The sequence below is a fragment of the Paenibacillus sp. MAHUQ-63 genome, assembly GCF_028765165.1.
Taxonomy (GTDB): domain Bacteria; phylum Bacillota; class Bacilli; order Paenibacillales; family NBRC-103111; genus Paenibacillus_E.
Genome location: NZ_JARADB010000002.1, coordinates 543,005 through 560,818, shown reverse-complemented (window position 1 = coordinate 560,818; position 17,814 = coordinate 543,005). Strand labels below are relative to the sequence as shown.

Here is a 17,814-nt window from a genome sequence, read left to right as displayed (position 1 = left end):
CCAGTCTTCTATACTCATTTCTATGATTTAATAGAAAGAAATATGACCGATTACTTTTTTAAAATACCAATGAAAAGACAGCTTACTCCCGCAAGGACCCAGAGCATCTTTCCGTAAGAAAGCTTCTCTGCGATCCCTACTAATCCAATCGTAGTCGTTGCTAGCAGTACTAGAGGACCTACTAGAGCAAGCGTAGAGTTCACCAGGAGCGCTTTCTCCACCGTAGCCAGCCGCAACATGACAATCGCTGCGATCAATTCGAAACTTCCCGACATCATTCTGAGGGATGCCATCGTAAGGACAATTTTGTTCATCGTTTCTACTCCTCTCGTAAAAAAGGTCAAAGCTTTCTACCCTACCTTATGCAGGCTCGTCTGATTTTAGGCATACTGGGCACCACCATTCTCCCCCATGCATATGCTGTTCTCATATTGAACCTTCGAAGGACAGTGAGGAGAAATAAAGATGGAAGTGACCTCTTATTTGAATTGGAACCCCGTTCTGGCCGACCCAACAGGTAGACGGCAGGCCAAACCAAGAACGCTGGGTAAGACGATGGTGATGGATAAAGGTTTAGGACCGTGCGCTTTCCAAGATTTGCTTCATACGGCGAGCCATCATGTGGATATGATTAAGCTCGGGTTCGGCACCTCTCCGCTTTACCCGGAGTCCGTGCTAAAAAGCAAGATCAATTTAGCCAAAGAAAACGGGATATGCATCTATCCCGGAGGCACTTTTCTAGAGGTTGCCATTACACAGAATGCAGTAGACGATTATTTCGACATGGTCACCGCACTCGGATTCAATGGCTTGGAAATTTCCAACGGAACCATCGACTTCTCCCGCAAGCTGCGCAATGAGCTTATTAAAAGAGGGATCGAAGAAGGACTAGAGGTCGTTACGGAATATGGCAAAAAAGGATGGGGCTCCGCGATTGAATTGGAGGAGCTCATCGAAACGGTCATGCTGGATACGGAGATGGGGGCTGTTCTCGTCACCGTAGAAGCCCGCGAATCCGGCATGGGGGTTGGCATTTTTGATCAACAAGGGAAATGTAAGGACGAGGAAGTCGAGCAAGTTCTCTCCGCGGTGCCGGGGGACCGGCTTCTCTGGGAAGCTCCGCTTAAGAGCCAGCAGGTGCATCTGATCAACATGCTTGGACCGCAGATCCATCTGGGCAACATCGCTCCCCATGAAATCATCGCCTTGGAAGCGCTGCGGAGAGGGCTGCGTTCCGATACGTTGTCCTTAGGTACCAGAAAGGATTAAATCATGCATATCGAAGTAGTCGCCACTATCGGCGAAGCAAGGAATGACGATTTGCTTCATAAAACCGTCGTCGTCATCGATGTCTTGCGGGCAACGAGCACGATTGTAACCGCACTCGTTCACGGCTGTAAATCTATCGTCCCTGTAGAGACCGTTCTGAAAGCCAAGGAGCTGTACCGGGAAGGCGATCTGCTGGGCGGGGAGCGATTCTGCAAAAAAATACCGGGGTTCGACTTCGGCAACTCGCCGCTGGAATACACGAAGGAAGCCATTCAAGGCAGACGCATCATTCTGACGACGACGAACGGCACGCGCGGTATCCAGAAAGCGGTAAAAGCCGACAATGTGCTCGCAGGCTCTTTCTTGAACAGCCGGGCATGCGCGGAAACCATCGCCCATCTGAAACGCGACACCGTCATTGTATGTGCGGGAACGCAGGACGTCTTCTCTCTGGAAGACGGACTTTGTGCGGGGCATATGCTGGAAGAATTGGCTGCGGTAGTAGGGGAGAAACCATTATCGACCAATGATTTCGGTTTAGCCATGCGGGGGTGCTACCTGCAGGTGAAGGACCGGCTGCTTGATACTTTGCTGACATGCACGAATGGCAAAAAAATGTGCAAAACCGGATTCCAGGCGGATATCGTCGCTTGCGCGCAAACGAATATCACAGACCAGGTCCCGATTCTGGAAGGGGATCAAATGGTGCTTCTTCAACGGAATCTGGCTCGCCCGGCGTTCTAAATACAAGCCCCTCTCATAAACTAAGATGGAAGTATGCGGACGAGGGGTTATGTGGATGAATGGCAATATACTGTTAGTAATACTCATCGTAATTGGACTCATTGGCCGGTCTCCGATCATAACGACGGCTTCTTGCTTGCTGTTGGCTGTAAAACTGGTAGGCCTGGTGCGGTTCTTTCCGACGATGGAACGAAGAGGCCTGGAGCTGGGGCTGCTCTTCCTGACGATCGGCGTGTTAGTGCCCTTTGCCAGCGAACGCATCACAATGAAGCATATCTTATCGGTCTTCACGACATGGCCTGGCATTATCGCCTTGCTAGGCGGAGCTATTGCTACTTATATGAATGGCAAAGGTTTGGAGCTATTGAAAATAGACCCACAGTTGATTGTGGGTCTAGTTATCGGTTCCATATTCGGTATTGTATTCTTGCGCGGAATTCCGGTTGGCCCTCTGATGGCCGCCGGGATTACCGCTTTTCTGCTTAAACTTGCTTATTTCATATCGGATAAATTCAGCTGACAGGTATTATCTGCGATCTTGCGGGCCGCCAACGAAAGCCTGCTCCGTTGTGTCCAAGCCATATGCGGTATGCAGCGATTGAATGACTTCGTTCAGGTTGGAATTGTCAATGACACAGGACACTTTGATCTCGGACGTGCTGACGAGGGAGATCGAGATGCCCAGATCGGAAATGACTTTAAACATCGTCGCGGCAACCCCTGGCGTGCTGACCATGCCTGCGCCCACGATGGATACTTTCACCAGGTTGACTTCGGAAGTGACTTCACGGAAGCCGATTTCACCGCGAATGGATTCGATCGCATCCAGCGCTTTCTCACGGTCCGCCAGTGTCGTCGTGAATGAGAAATCCGCCGATCCGTTGATTACGCCGCTTTGTACGATGATGTCTACATCGATTTGCACCTCGGCAAGCGCCAAAAATACTTTGGCCAGCTGGCCCGGCTTCTCAGGTACACCTAGAATACTTACTCTTGCCACATTCTTGTCATATGCGATGCCGCGGACGACGATCCCTTGCTCCATCACTGCTTCCTCCTTCACGTTGGTCCCTTCGTTGTTCGTAAAACTGGAACGCACCACTAAGGTAACGTTATAATTTTTGGCGTATTCCACCGCTCTGGGATGAAGCACGGCCGCTCCCAGGTTGGCAAGCTCGAGCATTTCGTCATAAGAAATCTCGTTAAGCTTTCTCGCTACTTTCACAATGCGTGGATCCGTCGAATAAATCCCGTCGACGTCCGTGTAGATCTCACACAGATCCGCTTTAATGGCAGCAGCAAGCGCAACAGCCGTCGTATCGGAACCGCCGCGGCCCAGCGTTGTAATCTCTCCAGCTTCTGTCATCCCTTGGAAGCCGGCTACGATAACAACATTGCCGTTATCCAGCGCTCTCAGCACACGCTCAGGCTGAATATCGGTAATTCTCGCTTTGCCGTGCACAGCTTCTGTATAAATACCGCTCTGCCAGCCGGTGTAAGAAACCGCCTGCTCCCCTAAACTATGTATCGCCATCGATAGGAGCGCTACGGAAACCTGCTCCCCAGTCGTTAACAGCATATCCATTTCACGAGCCGGCGGGGCTCCGTCGTAAATTTGCTTAGACAGGTCGATCAAATCATCCGTTGTATCTCCCATCGCAGATACGACAACAACGCACTTGTGCCCTGCTTGTTTTCGCTCCACGATTCTTTTTGCCACACGCTTCATTCGCTCCGCATCACCGACAGAGCTTCCGCCAAATTTCATCACGATTAGAGACAAAGCTGACCCACTCCTAACGCATACTAGTGCATAACAATTCAATATTATAGCATAAAATGTCTTTTTGTGATACGAATTGGACGCGCCATATAAAAAAACTCCCTGACTGTCAAGTCAGAGAGGCTTGTCCTAGCAGCGACTAGGCGCGAGAGATATATTTGCCGTCATCCGTATCGATGGAAAGCACGTCGCCTTCGTTGATGAACAGAGGCACTTGAACAACAAGACCTGTTTCCATTTTCGCGGATTTCAGAGCGCCTTGCGCCGTGTTGCCTTTCACGCCCGGCTCTGTTTCAACGACTTTCAAGTCAACGCTTTTCGGCAGGTTGATCCCCAGAATTTCACCTTGGTAGCTCATAATTTTGATGTTCATGTTCTCCAAAAGGAAATTCAGTTCCCATTTCAATTGGTCGCGGGACAGGCTCGTTTGGTCGAAAGTTTCGTTATCCATGAACGTATACTCATCGCCGCTTGCATACAGGTATTGCATTTCGCGGTTCTCGATGTGCGCGCGGCCAACGTTCTCGCCTGCACGGAATGTGCGCTCAACGGTGTTGCCGTTGCGCAGGTTTTTCAGCTTGGAGCGCACGAATGCAGCACCTTTACCTGGTTTAACGTGTTGGAAATCCAATACGGTAAAAATATCGTGGTCTACTTCGATCGTAAGACCTGTTTTGAAATCATTTACTGAAATCACTTGTGAATCCCTCCGCTAGTCAATAATAAGAAAATCTTTTGTAGAGTTTGTAAGTATTTTAATGCCGGTGTCGGTAATTACGACGTCATCCTCAATGCGCACTCCCCCGAAGCCGGGAAGATAAATGCCGGGTTCAACGGTAACCACCATACCAGGAGTTAAAATCGTATCCTCGGTTTTGGACAAACGCGGAGACTCGTGAATCTCCATGCCCAGTCCGTGACCGGTGCCATGGCCGAAGTAATCCCCATAGCCATGCTTCACGATGACATCACGCGAGTAAGCATCGCCTTCTCTGCCTGTGATGCCGGGCTTAAGATTAGCCAAGCAATTCAGTTGGGCTTCCAGAACGATATCATAGATTTCTCTGTGCTTGTCTGTAGGCTTACCTAGCATAACCGTTCTAGTGATATCTGAGCAATACCCTTTATAATACGCTCCAAAATCCAATTTGACAAATTCGTTCATCTGAAGCAGTCTTTCACCGGCTTTGCCGTGCGGCAGCGCCGAGCGCTCGCCGGAAGCGACGATCGTTTCGAAGGAAGTCGACGTTCCGCCGTTCTTGCGGATGAACATCTCGATTTCGAGGGCGATGTCCAATTCCTTCACGCCAGGTTTAATGAAGTTCAGAATGTGCGAGAATGTCTGATCGGCCAAATCCGCCGCTTCCTGCATCACTTGCAGCTCTGCGTCGTCCTTGACCATGCGGATCACTTCAAGCAGGCGCGAGGTCGGCACAAGCTCAATGCCCGGCAAGGAGGCCTGGTAGCTGAGATAGTCGCCGTACGACACGTCTCCTTGCTCGAATCCAAGCTGCGTGAGCCCTTGCTTCTGCAGCAGCGCCAGAACGGTCTCCATCGGTTTAGGACCGTGTTCGACGACCTCGAACAATTTGGCTTGTTGAGGCGCTTGCGTCATATAACGGAAATCGGTTATTAGGATTGCGCGGTCTAATGTGATAAGTACATAACCGGAAGAACCGGTGAAGCCAGATACATATGTACGGTTATAGGCATTCGTGATGAGTACAGCCGGTAATTGTTGCTCTTGCATAACCTTGCGAAGACGTTCAATACGTTTCTCCTGCATCTTAATCACCAATCTTTCTACGATTCTACATATGAGATACTAATGCCCGCAAGCCAAGTTCATAGCTCTGGGGTCCGAACCCGCTGATTTGTCCGAGGACGACGGGAGCGGTAACCGAGTGATGGCGGAATTCCTCGCGTTTATGAATGTTCGACAAATGCACTTCGACAGCAGGCAATTGAACCGCGGCTAGCGCGTCGCGAAGCGCATAGCTGTAATGCGTAAACGCACCGGGGTTAATGAGAATGCCGTCCTTCGTTCCGAAGGCTTCATGAATTTTATCGATAATTGCGCCTTCGTGATTCGATTGGAAGCACTCCAGTTCAACCGACAAGACCTCGGCTAATTCCGTCAAGCCTTGAATAATGGCTGAAAGGGAAACCGTTCCATAGACGCCTGGTTCACGAATGCCCAGCATATTCAAGTTGGGCCCGTTAATGACCAGCACTTTTTTCAACAGGAATCACTCCCCAGCATTTTTCAGTCACATAGACGTTATGAGCCTATTTAACCTTTGATATTTTACCATAACTTTCATGTCTTGTGTATAGGCGTTCTTGTCTTCGTATCCGTGTACTCAATTGCGATCGAATAACCGATGAACATCCCCCAGACCAGGAATAAACAGAAATCGCTCAGGTTGGTATTCAGGTCGAGATCGCCGATCCAGTAAGTCATCCCCGCGAGCGGTCCGATCAACAAATATATGGCTGCCCACCATACAGCGCCGTAACCGATTCCCCACCAGGCCGACTGCAGCTTCCACATCGTGACCATGTAAATGAAGGCAGCCAGGATGGAGAACAGCATGAAAAATCCCCAACCGATCAGCACCCCCTGCCATGTCAGCAAAAAGTCATGCTTAAAGAACGGTTCTACGAGAAAACCAATCGATATTTTGGTGAATTTCAAATATTGCTCAACGATTTTCACTGCTCCCCATATAAGCCCTGCAAAAAAACCGATGTAAACCGCAAACAGCCACCGGTTCGTTTTGATTTTCTCCACTTGCTTCTCACTCATCTGCGATTCTCTTCCTTTCTTAACGTAGGTTCACGTAATATCAGGCATGAATAGTATGTTCTACCGTTATCGGTAGCATTCAACCCCTGAATCCGTTACAATAAGAAAGTACGTCAAACCGAATCGAAGACTGATAAGAAGGTGGATCTCATGGCAGAACAAAACAGTATATATGGTGGACAAGCCGTCATCGAGGGCGTCATGTTCGCAGGAAGAAATGTGCATGTAACCGCCGTGCGCAAGAAAGACGGATCAATGGATTTCCTTGAAGTTCCGAAGAAAGATATCCCTTGGGTTCAAACACTCAAAAAAATCCCATTCATTCGCGGGATCGTCGGCATTATCGAATCCAGCGCCAAAGGCGCACAGCATCTCAATTTCTCCGCCGAATCATTCGCCGAGCAGGAAGGCGACCAGGATAAAGCCGCTGCGAAAGAGGAGAAACCGGGCTTTTTCTCCAACATTTCCATGATTTTGGGTGTCGCCGTCGTCGGCGTACTGTCCTTTCTTTTTGGCAAATTCGTGTTCACCTTGGTTCCCGCCGTTATTGAACAGTTTTTGTTCCAAAATGTATTTAGCAATCAAATTCTTCATAATCTTATAGAAGGCGTAATCAAAATCATCTTGCTTGTCGGATATATCTATTTCATATCCTTAACGCCTATGATTCGCAGGCTGTTCCAGTATCACGGGGCCGAGCACAAAGTAATTTCCGCCTATGAAGCCGGGGTTGAGCTTACGGTCAGCAACGTGCAGAAATTCAACACGCTGCACTACCGCTGCGGCAGCTCCTTCATCGTCTTCACCGTGCTGATCGGAGTCGTCATTTACTCGTTCCTGCACTATGACGGTTATGTGGAGCGCATCGTACAGCGTTTGCTGCTGCTTCCAGTCGTCATCGGGGTATCGTATGAAGTGCTGCGATTCACGAACTCCTTGCGCGATGTGCCGGTGCTGCGCTTCCTGGGATATCCGGGACTGTGGCTGCAGCTGTTAACAACCAAAGAGCCAGAAGACAGTCAAGTCGAGGTATCGATCGCTTCCTTCAACCGGATGCGCGAAGCCGAAAAAAGAATCATGGAGGGACGGGCATGAGAAGAAGATTTTCGCCGGTCGAAATCGCCATCGGTGTTCTGATTGCGATTGGATTGTTGGTCAATCTGCCAACTTTATTCATACCGATTCTCGTGTTAGGCATCATCTTTCTGCTGTACAAATTCCCGCCGAATCGCTGGAAGACGATATCGTTCGGCCGCGGCCCATCCAAAGTAAAAAGGAAGAACGCCAAGTTTCGGGTCATTAACGGATCCAAAGACTCTGATTCGGACGATTATCCGAGATATCATTAATCCGCTTTACTTTGTGGGAATCCGCTGCACATATTTCTCATATTCCGCTTCATAGATTTGTGCGGACCATCTGTTGAAATAATCCTTGGATGAGCGGTACCCGGAATCATACAAGGCTAAGCTCAATTCCTTCGACAAGTTAAATTGTGTGTTTCCGACACCTAGCGTTGGAATTTTCACGGTCCGGAAACGGTTCTTCTGCTCGATGTAGCGTTCGTCATGCGCACTGAGCATCGTGCCGAACAATGCTTCGAGCATCGTAATGGGGCCTCGGATCCGGTGCGTTGTCAAATCGCTCTTGCCGACGAGCTGGAAGCCGATAACGGGAATTTTCTCCTTCCGCTCCCCCGGTTCGTCGAATAACCATAACGGATAGTTGCTGAGCAAGCCGCCATCCACGATATAATAAAACTGCTCTGTGAAAGGCGTTGCCTTCGCAGAGCTTTTTATTTTGCGGCGGATCATCACCGGATCGAAGAAGTAAGGGATGCTCGTGCTCATGCGAACCGCTTTGGCAATGGAAAACTGCCGGGGATCAATCCCGTACTGCGCGATGTCTTCCGGCAATATCAGCAGCTTGCCTTGCGTAATGTCGGAAGCGATGATGCGCAGCTGGTTCTTCCGGAGATCGCCAAAATTACGAATCCCTTTTGCTGCAAGCTGAAGATTGACCCAGTGCTCCAGCGCTTCCCCGGAGTACAGCCCTTTCTTAATCAGCAGCCGCGCGGCGGGACCGATAATTTTGGCATTGAAGATCGGCGAGCGCTGCAGGAACGATTTGAAGGGCGCCCTCATGATCATTTCTTTCATTTCCTCCCCTGTGTAACCGGCAGCCAGAAAAGCCGCCACAATCGAGCCTGAGCTTGTACCTGCGACTTGATGAAAGACATGTCCCTGATTCATCGCCGCACTGACGCCTCCGGCCAAAGCGATCCCTTTCACGCCACCGCCCTCGAATACACCGTTGATTAACAAATTCGACACCCCTCCCCGAAATCTAACAAAGGGCTTTCTTTGTTATGTATGCTGGAGCAGTTTGTTTCTATGCGCAAAAAAAAACAGAGACCGCAAACTGCGGTCTCTGCTTAGTTATCAGCATCTAAATCTTTACGCACATTCATGAGTTCGCCGACCCGAGCTTCGTCTCTGCGGAAATACTCAACCAGCGTTTCGATACAAGTAATGGAGTCCCAACTCAAATGATGTTCGATTCCTTCTACATCTTTATATATATTATCCTCTTGGACGCCAATGATCGTTAAAAAGTTCTCGAGCAGTTGATGCCGGTCCACCAATCGCTTGCCCATCTTCTTCCCTTTCGGGGTTAACATCAAGCCGCGGTATTTCTCATAAATCAGATAGTTATCCTTATCCAGCTTCTGAATCATCTTCGTTACGGATGAGGGGTGCACCTCAAGCCCTTCAGCAATGTCGGAGACACGAGCGTAACCTTTCTCGTCTATGAGCTTATATATTCTCTCCAGATAGTCTTCCATGCTCGGTGTAGCCATTGCGTTATTTCCCCCTGCTTTTTCCTTAATTTGCTGCCACTTGCTTACCTATCATAATCCATCAACCTAGACGCGGTCAAATCTCCCATGACTCAATCGGCGGCGGCGATGGTACACTAAACGACAGGAACACGCTTGATTACACGCGATGAAAGGAGTTTCCCATGTCTACCGAGCTGCTCGCCAGACCCGTTCCAACGACATCCGTGTTCGTACCGGAGCTTGTTTATTTTGAACCTGATGCTATGAATTATACCAAAGGCCAGCAAATCTATGAATGGGCAAAAGGCCAAGGCTTGGAGATCCATATGACAACCTCCCACAATCAAATCCGCGATCTTCCCGGCGATTCCGAACTTGAGAAATACCGCATAGCCAAACGAACGCTTGTTGTCGGAATACGCAAAACGCTCAAATTCGATACCTCCAAGCCGTCGGCCGAATATGCGATTCCGATCGCCACCGGTTGTATGGGACACTGCCATTACTGTTACCTTCAGACGACGCTTGGCGCTAAGCCTTACATTCGTGTGTATGTCAACATGGATGATATTCTCGGTGCCGCCCAGAAGTATATCGACGAACGGCTTCCCGAAATTACCCGCTTCGAGGCGGCCTGTACTTCCGATCCGGTCGGGTTGGAGCATATTTCCGGCTCATTGAAGCAAGTGATCGAATTTATGGGACAGCAGGAACACGGACGTTTGCGGTTTGTGACCAAGTATCACCATGTCGAGCCGCTCCTCGATGCCAAGCATAACAAGCATACCCGGTTTCGTTTTAGTGTAAATGCAGATTATGTGATCAAAAACTTCGAGCCCGGAACTTCCAAATTCCATGAAAGAATTGAAGCCGCGGGCAAAGTGGCCAAAGCCGGGTATCCCCTAGGCTTCATCATCGCCCCGATCATTTGGCATGAAGGTTGGGAGCAAGGCTATGCCGAATTGCTCGAACGGCTGCACAAAGAGCTTCCGCCTGAAGCAGCGGAAGATTTGACCTTCGAAATGATTCAGCACCGGTTCACCAAAACCGCCAAAAATATCATTGAAAAGCGATATCCGAAAACGAAGCTGGAAATGGATGAAGAAAAACGTAAATACAAATGGGGCCGCTATGGCCGGGGAAAATACGTGTATCCCGACGAACAGGCAGACGCACTAAGGGAATTTATCACAGAACGTATCTTTGATAAATTCCCTCAGGCCAAAATCGAATATTTCACATAGAAAGCACGAACGAGATTTATTAAAATTTCAACCATTCGGGGGTTATGGTGTTCAACCATAGGGTGATTTGCGTCATTTTGCCCGTATACAGCAAAATGGCAATTATGATCATCAAGCCCCCGCCAATTTTCATAATCAGGTTGGAGTAACGCAAAATCCAGCGCGTCGACCCGATGAAGAAGGAGAGCACGAAAAAAGGAATCGCAAAGCCCAATGAATACGCGGTCGTCAATTGGAACCAGGTCCCCGGTTCCGTCGTTGCAAGCGCTAGAATCGCGGATAAGATAGGGCCAACGCAAGGCGACCACCCCGCGGCAAAACCCATCCCGATCAGCACGGAGCCCAAGTATCCCGCAGGGCGAAACTTGATCTGCAGTTTACGCTCCTTCATCAGCCACTGAGGCTGGAAGACGCCTAACAGAAACAAACCCATAATGAAAATCAGCAAAGCCGCTATTTGCCGCAGCAGGTCCCGGTAATCGATGAAGAAATTGCCAAGGAAACCGGCCGTAAGTCCTAGTGCATAAAAAATGATCGAAAATCCAAGGATAAAGCTTAACGTATGCAGCATCGTTTGCCTGCGTACTTGGGCTGAGGTTTCGCCGGATTTCAATTCACTAACCGAAATGCCTGTTATGTAGGACAAATAAGATGGATATAATGGCAAACAGCATGGCGAGATGAATGAGGCAATCCCCGCCCATAACGCAATCCACAAATTCACAGAATCCATATCAAATCCTCAATCCTCTTTTTAAAATGATCCCGATCAATATCGCAATAAGCGATAGGACGACCGTTCCGCCAGGAGCGAGATCCCATACACCTGCAATGACCAGTCCGATCACCACGGCAATTTCCGAGAAAATCACAGCTAAAATGACCGAATGCTTGAAGCTTCTTGCCACTAACAGACTGCACGCTACCGGAATCGTTAACAATGAGGAAACAAGAAGAGCCCCCACGATTTTGATAGCAACGGAAATGACAAGCGCCGTCAGCATTGTAATCATCATATTATAATACCGGAGCGGAAGTCCACTTACGCTCGCTGCATCTTCATCGAAGAACATGAGAAAGAACTCTTTGAAATGTACGGCGATGACGCCGACAACAAGCACCGTAACGCCGAGCACGACCCATAAGTCTTGTTGATCGAGCGTATAGATGCTCCCGAACAAATAGCTCATGACGTTCATATTAAAGCCTTTTCCGAGCGTAAAAAGTATCGTGGCAAACGCTACGCCGCCTGACATAATGATCGCGATCGAAAGCTCCGCATAGGTCTTGTAGGCTTTGCGCAGCCGTTCAATTGCGAACGAAGCCAGCAGCGCAAATACCAGACCGACGCCAAGCGGATATACATGAATGAGAAACCCGAGGGCGACCCCGGCGATCGAGACGTGGGCCAACGTATCCCCGATCATCGATAACCGCCGCAGGACAAGAAAAACGCCCATCAAAGGCGCGATTAGCCCAATCAGTATGCCACCGATTAAAGCGCGTTGAAAAAAATACTCCGTAAATATGTCCAAAATGCCCGCTCCTTACTGAACTCCGATCATCTCGCGAATCTGCCCGATCGAATGTGTCAAATTCGTCTCTCGGCAATCCTCCGGATCATGGGTGTGCTTCACATGAAACTTAATCCCGCCGCTAACCTGTTTGGGCTCCGCACCCAAATAAGACTGCATCATGTCCATGTCATGAGATACCATGATGAACGTCATATGATGATGCTGGTGCATGTGCCGGATCATTCGGAAAAATCCGCTCTGCGTCTCGGCATCGATGCCAACCGTTGGCTCATCCAGAATGAGCAGCTCCGGGTTGTTGACGATGGCGCGCGCGAGGAAAGCGCGCTGCTGCTGGCCGCCGGACAGCTGGCCGATTTTGCGGTCAGCCAAGTCCTCGATGCGCATAGCGAGCATCGCGTCTTCCGCTTTTTGCAGGTCGGCCTTGGACAGCCGGCGATAAATCCGCTTCTTGCTGTACATCCCCGATAAAACAATCTCCCGGACAGTCGCCGGGAAAAGAGGGTTGAACGCATTTTTTTGGGGAACATAGCCGATTCGTTCCCAATCTTTGAATTGGCTCAGCGGACTGTCGAACAGCCGAATCTCACCGCTTGTCGGTTTAAGGAGCCCGACGAGCATTTTGAGCAAGGTCGTTTTCCCAGCGCCGTTCGAGCCGATGACACCGACAAAATCCCGTTCAAGCACTTGAAACTGGAGCTTATCAATGACTTTCTTCTGCTCATATGAGAAAGACACATCATCGATCGATACGATACTCCGGTGGCAAAAATCTTTTTGGCTCATAGCTTGAAACCTCTCTTCTTATTGTAAAGCGATCACTAGATTTTTCAAATTTTTGTCCATAACCGAAATATACGTCTCGCCGGCTTTGGCTTGCTCTTCCGTTAAGCCTTCTAGGGGGTTGAGGACCATGGTATCTACCTTGGCATCATTGGCCAGCGTTTTGGCCAGCTTATCGGATACAAGCTCCTCAAAAAATATATATTTCAACTGATGCTCTTTGATGTATTCATTCATTTTCTTCAAATCCTGCGCCGTAGGCTCGGCATCAGGCGATAACCCCATAATCGCCAATTGCGTCAAACCGTAATCTCTGCACAAATAGGCAAAAGCTTGATGGGATACGGCGATTTCCTTCTTCGACGTCTGACCTAGCTCTTTTTTATAACGAGCGTCCAAATCGTTTAATTTCGCCGCATAGCTGGCATAATTTCGTTCATACGCTTCCTTATGCGCAGGATCGGCGCTAATTAACGCATCTTTAATATTATTAGCCATTTTTACAGCATTTAACGGGCTTAGCCATGCATGAGGATCGAATTCCTCTTTATTTTCTGCCGTTTTTATCAAATTGGCCCCTTGACTGGCCTCGACAACCTTTAAAGTCGAATCTGCGGACAGACTCCCCAAGAAATCTTTTACCCAACCTTCAAACCCCGCGCCTTGATACACGAAAACTTGGGCTTGTGTCATATTTTTGATATCTCTGCTTTTTGGCGACCAATCGTGAGGCTCTACACCAGCCGGAACGAGGTTGATGGCATTCACATACTCGCCGCCAATCTCCTTCGTAAACTCATATAGAGGATAAAAGCTGGTGACCACATTCACTTTGCCTTCAACCAATGTTGCTTTCGAAGAGCTGCCGCAACCAACGATCAACATTGCCATTACAGCCAATAATGCTATAAGAAGTATTTTTTTTATACGAACCAAGGAACCTCACTCCACCCATGTCTAAATCGTAATATTTTTTATTAACGAATTGATTATACGAGTCCCCCCAGATGAAGTCAATACAATAGCCGGCTAAAATAAAAAAGGCATGCTGCGAATTGTCACAGCATAGCCTTAATTCTTTAAATCCTAAGAGGAACTCCCATTACTATCTTCTGTTTTCTTCTTGGATTTGTCAGAGCTTTCCTTCTTATCGGATTTCGATTGTTGGGACTTCTCGCTCTCTTCTTTCAGCTTCTTGTATCGCTCTTCGGATTGCTTGTTCAACTTCTCTTCTTGTTGCCACTTATATTGAATGATCTCATTATACATCTCATACTGTTTCTTCAACTCTTGGTTGATGATACTGTTGTCTTCCTTCTTGCCTTGGGCTTTCGTTTCCTTCTTCTCTTTCTCTTCTTTCTTTTTATCTGAGCCTCCGCCAAAAAGCGAACAAGATGTCAGAACGAACACCATGCCTGTGATAAACAATAGCTTCGCGTACCGAGCACTCATGCATCTCACTCCGTAATTCGTGATTAGTTTCCTTTAGAATGCCCGGTACACCTCAAAAAAAACGCCGCTCCCCTTAGTAATTACAGGGAAGCGGCATGTGCTCGCTTACTTGACAATGGCGCCGTTCGGCATCGAATCCGGCACAGTGGCAAGCGTCAATTGGTCGCCATGCGATGCGGCGAGAATCATACCTTGGGACAGCTCGCCGCGCAGCTTGGCGGGCTTCAGGTTCGTGACGCAGATGACCTTGCGTCCAGCCAGCTCCTCGGGCGAGTAGAACTTCGCGATGCCCGAGACGACTTGCCGCTGCTCGTAACCGAGATCGAGCTGCAGCTTCAATAGCTTATCGGCGCCTTTGACAGGTTCCGCCGATATCACCTGTGCCACGCGCAGCTCCACCTTGGCGAAATCGTCAATGCCGATTTCGTCCTTAGGTTCCGGCGCGGGTACGCTCGAAGCAGCCTCTGCAGGGGCTGCTGCCTTCTCTTCAGCGGCGCTGGAAGCGTCGCCTCCGCCCATCGCCTGGACGATGTAGGCAACCTCTGCCGCGGCGTCCAGTCTCGGGAACATCGGCTCTCCCTTCTGCACAGTGGTGCCCGCAGGGAGATGCCCGAAGCTCTGCACGCTTTCCCATCCGGTCAAGCGCGGCAGATCTTCAGCAGCCAGACCAAGCTGCTGCCAGATCAATTGCGGCGTCTTCGTCAGGAACGGACGCAGCAATACGGATGAAATGCGCTGGGACTCGGCCAGCACATACATCACCGAGCCAAGAGTTTCACGCTTGGCTTCGTCTTTTACCATCGACCACGGCTGCGTCTCGTCGATATATTTGTTCGTGCGGGAGATCAGCTGCCACACGGCGGCCAGGGCGATGGAGAACTCCATCTTCTCCATCGCTTCCTCATACTTCGCTACCGTTGTGCGGACAGTCTCCAGGAGACTTTCGTCGAATTCGGTAGCCCCGGCAACATAAGCGGGAATTCGGCCGGCGAAGTACTTATCGATCATAACGATCGTACGGTTCAGCAAATTCCCCAAATCATTGGCGAGGTCATGATTGACCCGCTCCACGAAACTTTCCGGCGTGAACGTACCGTCAGCACCGAAAGGAACTTCGCGCATCAAGTAATACCGAAGCGCATCGAGACCGTAACGGTCAATCAACGTTACCGGATCAACCACATTGCCCTTCGACTTCGACATCTTGCCGTCCTTCATGAGCAGCCAGCCGTGCGCAAACACTTTCTTCGGCAGAGGAATATCCAACGCCATCAGCATGATCGGCCAGTAAATCGTATGGAAACGCACAATCTCTTTGCTCATCAAATGCACGTCAGCGGGCCAATATTTCTCGAACAAGCTGTCATCTTCGGAGCCATAGCCCAGTGCAGTAATGTAATTCGACAGCGCGTCGATCCAAACATAGATGACATGCTTAGGATCGCCGGGAACCTTAATCCCCCAGTCGAACGTTGTCCGCGATACCGCCAAATCTTCAAGACCCGGTTTGATGAAATTGTTCAACATTTCATTCTTGCGGGACTCCGGCTGGATGAAATCCGGATTCTCATCATAATATTGCACCAACCGATCCGCATATTTGCTCATGCGGAAGAAATACGTTTGCTCCTTCATTTTCTCGACAGGACGTCCGCAATCCGGACATTTCCCGTCAACCAGCTTGCTTTCCGGGAAGAAAGACTCATCCGGGATACAGTACCAGCCTTCATACTCACCCAAATAAATATCGCCTTGATCAAGCAATCTTTGAAAAATCTTGCCAACCGCCTGCTTATGACGATCATCCGTCGTACGAATAAAATCGTCATAAGAAATATCAAGCTTGCTCCAGAGCTCCTTAATACCGGCAACGATTTGATCCACAAATTGTTGCGGAGTCGTCCCCTTCTCCTGCGCCTTGCGTTCAATCTTCTGACCGTGCTCATCCGTTCCTGTTAAGTACCGGACATCAAAGCCGCGCAGGCGCTTATATCGCGCCATTGCATCGCCAGCCACCGTCGAATAAGCATGACCGATATGAAGCTTATCACTCGGATAATAAATCGGGGTTGTGATGTAGAAACTGTTCGATTTCGTTGTCATTCCTCGTTCCTCCTAAAACAAAAGTAGAAAACACAAAAAGCCCTCATCCATCTTGGGACGAGAGCTGAACTCACGCGGTACCACCCAGGTTCCCCCGCCTTTCGCAAGCTCGGGGCTCAGTAAGTCAATATTGACTTGCCCATTAACGCTGGGACACGAAGCCAGCTTACTCCCAAATGTGCATGCAAATCACAGCTGTGACATTGCCACTGGGCAGCTCGAAGGCTTATTCTCCGGGACCATATTCCAAACTTGTTCCTATACCGGCTTTCACCTGACCCGGCTCTCTGTTCATAGGCTTCCATTTGTACTTATCCGTTCATCGAACCATATTCAACATCTTAAGGCAAATATATCGAAAAGAAGAGCCGCCTGTCAAGCCGACTGATCGTTATGAGTTAATTTATCCTCCCGCGGCGGTACATAGTCGATTCCGCCTGGATGGAACGGGTGGCATTTGCATATTCTTTTGACCGAGAGCCATGATCCTTTCAGTGCTCCATGAACCTCTATGGCCTCCAGTGCGTACTGCGAGCATGTAGGATAAAACCGGCAGGTAGGCGGCTTCAACGGCGATATAAACTTTCGATAGAAATGAATCGGAATCTGCAACGTCCTTTTCATATTCGCGGCTCGCTCCCTACTCCAAAATATCAGCATATGTTACTTCCTCATCATGCCTGAAAAAAAGATCGGGGTCAAATCATCCTACCGCCGATATGATGTGGAGGATGTAGATGTACGCCATATTTACGCTGACATTTGGAAATAGTTAAGAAAAGTCTGATAAAAATAGTTCGAAACCGCCATTCTGAACCATTTCCGCAGCAAGGTACGACAATCTAACGTATGATTACCTTTCAACTTATTATGATAATGTGATAGACCGATAGGCTTCCTAGGATCTATGCGCCGTATGCTTAATTTGTTACTTAATCGATTCATCTTGGATTCGATATAGGATTGAAAATCCCATGTCGATGAGGTTGAAGTGCTCAAGGAAGAAGTAGCGGTGCTTAAGGAGTAAGTAGGAAGTGAAGTAGATGAGGAAGTAGATATGGAAGTAAATGTGGGACTAGATGTAGAAGTTGAAGTTGAAGTTGAAGTGAAAGTTGAAGTTGAAGTGAAAGTTGAAGTGAAAGTTGAAGTTGATGCGGAAAATGAAGATTTCGGAGTCAGTTCGGAGAGATTCGCTGGTGTCGACCCTATCGATATTAGCTGACAGTCCGAGTCTGCTTGAGATGTATGCT

General features: G+C 49.0%; 22 protein-coding genes. 7 read left to right on the top strand and 15 right to left on the bottom strand.

All coding sequences use genetic code 11. The features are described 5' to 3' along the window. Positions 1–50 precede the first annotated feature (50 nt). Positions 51–314, bottom strand: coding sequence for a YqhV family protein (locus PUT07_RS10675; RefSeq protein ID WP_274467940.1), 264 nt, complete (start codon positions 312–314; stop codon positions 51–53). A gap of 151 nt (positions 315–465) precedes the next feature. Between PUT07_RS10675 and PUT07_RS10670 the strand changes: the two genes are divergently transcribed. Genes PUT07_RS10670 through PUT07_RS10660 form a run of 3 tightly spaced genes read left to right on the top strand, consistent with a single transcriptional unit; the run spans position 466 to position 2,533 of the window. Further along, complete coding sequence (locus tag PUT07_RS10670) at positions 466–1,269, top strand: phosphosulfolactate synthase (protein ID WP_274467939.1); 804 nt, start codon at positions 466–468, stop codon at positions 1,267–1,269. A gap of 3 nt (positions 1,270–1,272) precedes the next feature. Then, positions 1,273–2,013 (top strand): 2-phosphosulfolactate phosphatase, encoded by a 741-nt coding sequence (locus PUT07_RS10665; protein ID WP_274467937.1) that lies wholly within the window; start codon positions 1,273–1,275, stop codon positions 2,011–2,013. Positions 2,014–2,068: 55 nt separating this feature from the next. Beyond that, entirely contained in the window at positions 2,069–2,533 is a 465-nt protein-coding gene (locus PUT07_RS10660) for a DUF441 domain-containing protein (RefSeq protein ID WP_274467935.1), read from the top strand. Between the two features lie 6 nt (positions 2,534–2,539). On the opposite strand, the gene PUT07_RS10655 is transcribed toward PUT07_RS10660, so the two are convergent. From PUT07_RS10655 to PUT07_RS10635, 5 genes are all read right to left on the bottom strand, one after another. Beyond that, positions 2,540–3,796 (bottom strand): aspartate kinase, encoded by a 1,257-nt coding sequence (locus tag PUT07_RS10655; protein WP_274467933.1) that lies wholly within the window; start codon positions 3,794–3,796, stop codon positions 2,540–2,542. 139 nt (positions 3,797–3,935) lie between these two features. Beyond that, complete coding sequence (gene efp / locus PUT07_RS10650) at positions 3,936–4,493, bottom strand: elongation factor P (RefSeq protein ID WP_274467932.1); 558 nt, start codon at positions 4,491–4,493, stop codon at positions 3,936–3,938. 15 nt (positions 4,494–4,508) lie between these two features. Next, positions 4,509–5,582: a M24 family metallopeptidase gene (locus tag PUT07_RS10645; RefSeq protein ID WP_274467931.1), complete on the bottom strand. Its 1,074-nt coding sequence runs from the start codon at positions 5,580–5,582 to the stop codon at positions 4,509–4,511. 25 nt (positions 5,583–5,607) lie between these two features. Continuing rightward, on the bottom strand, positions 5,608–6,039 hold the full coding sequence (gene aroQ / locus PUT07_RS10640) for a type II 3-dehydroquinate dehydratase (RefSeq protein WP_274467930.1): 432 nt from the start codon (positions 6,037–6,039) through the stop codon (positions 5,608–5,610). A gap of 77 nt (positions 6,040–6,116) precedes the next feature. Continuing rightward, a complete protein-coding gene (locus PUT07_RS10635) occupies positions 6,117–6,605 on the bottom strand; it encodes a YqhR family membrane protein (protein WP_274467928.1) in 489 nt (162 codons plus the stop codon). A 150-nt stretch (positions 6,606–6,755) separates the two neighbouring features. Between PUT07_RS10635 and PUT07_RS10630 the strand changes: the two genes are divergently transcribed. Both PUT07_RS10630 and PUT07_RS10625 read left to right on the top strand, forming a co-directional pair. Next, on the top strand, positions 6,756–7,700 hold the full coding sequence (locus PUT07_RS10630; protein ID WP_274467927.1) for a DUF1385 domain-containing protein: 945 nt from the start codon (positions 6,756–6,758) through the stop codon (positions 7,698–7,700). Further along, positions 7,697–7,954: a hypothetical protein gene (locus PUT07_RS10625; RefSeq protein ID WP_274467926.1), complete on the top strand. Its 258-nt coding sequence runs from the start codon at positions 7,697–7,699 to the stop codon at positions 7,952–7,954. Before PUT07_RS10630 ends, PUT07_RS10625 begins: the two co-directional genes overlap by 4 nt. Positions 7,955–7,960: 6 nt before the next feature. On the opposite strand, the gene PUT07_RS10620 is transcribed toward PUT07_RS10625, so the two are convergent. Both PUT07_RS10620 and mntR read right to left on the bottom strand, forming a co-directional pair. Beyond that, positions 7,961–8,929: a patatin-like phospholipase family protein gene (locus tag PUT07_RS10620; protein WP_274467925.1), complete on the bottom strand. Its 969-nt coding sequence runs from the start codon at positions 8,927–8,929 to the stop codon at positions 7,961–7,963. Between the two features lie 110 nt (positions 8,930–9,039). Further along, positions 9,040–9,465, bottom strand: a complete 426-nt coding sequence (gene mntR, locus PUT07_RS10615; RefSeq protein ID WP_274467924.1) for a transcriptional regulator MntR — start codon at positions 9,463–9,465, stop codon at positions 9,040–9,042. Positions 9,466–9,629: 164 nt separating this feature from the next. Here mntR and splB point away from each other — a divergent pair, with 164 nt between their 5' ends. Beyond that, positions 9,630–10,691 carry a spore photoproduct lyase gene (splB, locus tag PUT07_RS10610; protein ID WP_274467923.1) on the top strand — a complete coding sequence of 354 codons (1,062 nt, stop codon included), beginning with the start codon at positions 9,630–9,632 and terminating at the stop codon, positions 10,689–10,691. Positions 10,692–10,710: 19 nt separating this feature from the next. On the opposite strand, the gene PUT07_RS10605 is transcribed toward splB, so the two are convergent. From PUT07_RS10605 to yidD, 7 genes are all read right to left on the bottom strand, one after another. Beyond that, positions 10,711–11,424, bottom strand: a complete 714-nt coding sequence (locus PUT07_RS10605) for a cytochrome c biogenesis CcdA family protein (RefSeq protein WP_274467921.1) — start codon at positions 11,422–11,424, stop codon at positions 10,711–10,713. 1 nt (position 11,425) lies between these two features. Continuing rightward, positions 11,426–12,226 carry a metal ABC transporter permease gene (locus tag PUT07_RS10600; RefSeq protein WP_274467920.1) on the bottom strand — a complete coding sequence of 267 codons (801 nt, stop codon included), beginning with the start codon at positions 12,224–12,226 and terminating at the stop codon, positions 11,426–11,428. Positions 12,227–12,238: 12 nt separating this feature from the next. Next, a complete protein-coding gene (locus PUT07_RS10595) occupies positions 12,239–13,012 on the bottom strand; it encodes a metal ABC transporter ATP-binding protein (protein WP_274467918.1) in 774 nt (257 codons plus the stop codon). An 18-nt stretch (positions 13,013–13,030) separates the two neighbouring features. After that, positions 13,031–13,894 carry a metal ABC transporter substrate-binding protein gene (locus tag PUT07_RS10590; protein ID WP_274467917.1) on the bottom strand — a complete coding sequence of 288 codons (864 nt, stop codon included), beginning with the start codon at positions 13,892–13,894 and terminating at the stop codon, positions 13,031–13,033. A 201-nt stretch (positions 13,895–14,095) separates the two neighbouring features. Next, positions 14,096–14,461 (bottom strand): hypothetical protein, encoded by a 366-nt coding sequence (locus PUT07_RS10585; protein WP_274467915.1) that lies wholly within the window; start codon positions 14,459–14,461, stop codon positions 14,096–14,098. Between the two features lie 105 nt (positions 14,462–14,566). Beyond that, positions 14,567–16,564: a methionine--tRNA ligase gene (gene metG / locus PUT07_RS10580; RefSeq protein ID WP_274467914.1), complete on the bottom strand. Its 1,998-nt coding sequence runs from the start codon at positions 16,562–16,564 to the stop codon at positions 14,567–14,569. Between the two features lie 375 nt (positions 16,565–16,939). Further along, complete coding sequence (gene yidD / locus PUT07_RS10575) at positions 16,940–17,188, bottom strand: membrane protein insertion efficiency factor YidD (protein WP_274467913.1); 249 nt, start codon at positions 17,186–17,188, stop codon at positions 16,940–16,942. A 433-nt stretch (positions 17,189–17,621) separates the two neighbouring features. Between yidD and PUT07_RS10570 the strand changes: the two genes are divergently transcribed. Beyond that, positions 17,622–17,786 carry a hypothetical protein gene (locus PUT07_RS10570; RefSeq protein WP_274467912.1) on the top strand — a complete coding sequence of 55 codons (165 nt, stop codon included), beginning with the start codon at positions 17,622–17,624 and terminating at the stop codon, positions 17,784–17,786. Positions 17,787–17,814: the final 28 nt, after the last annotated feature.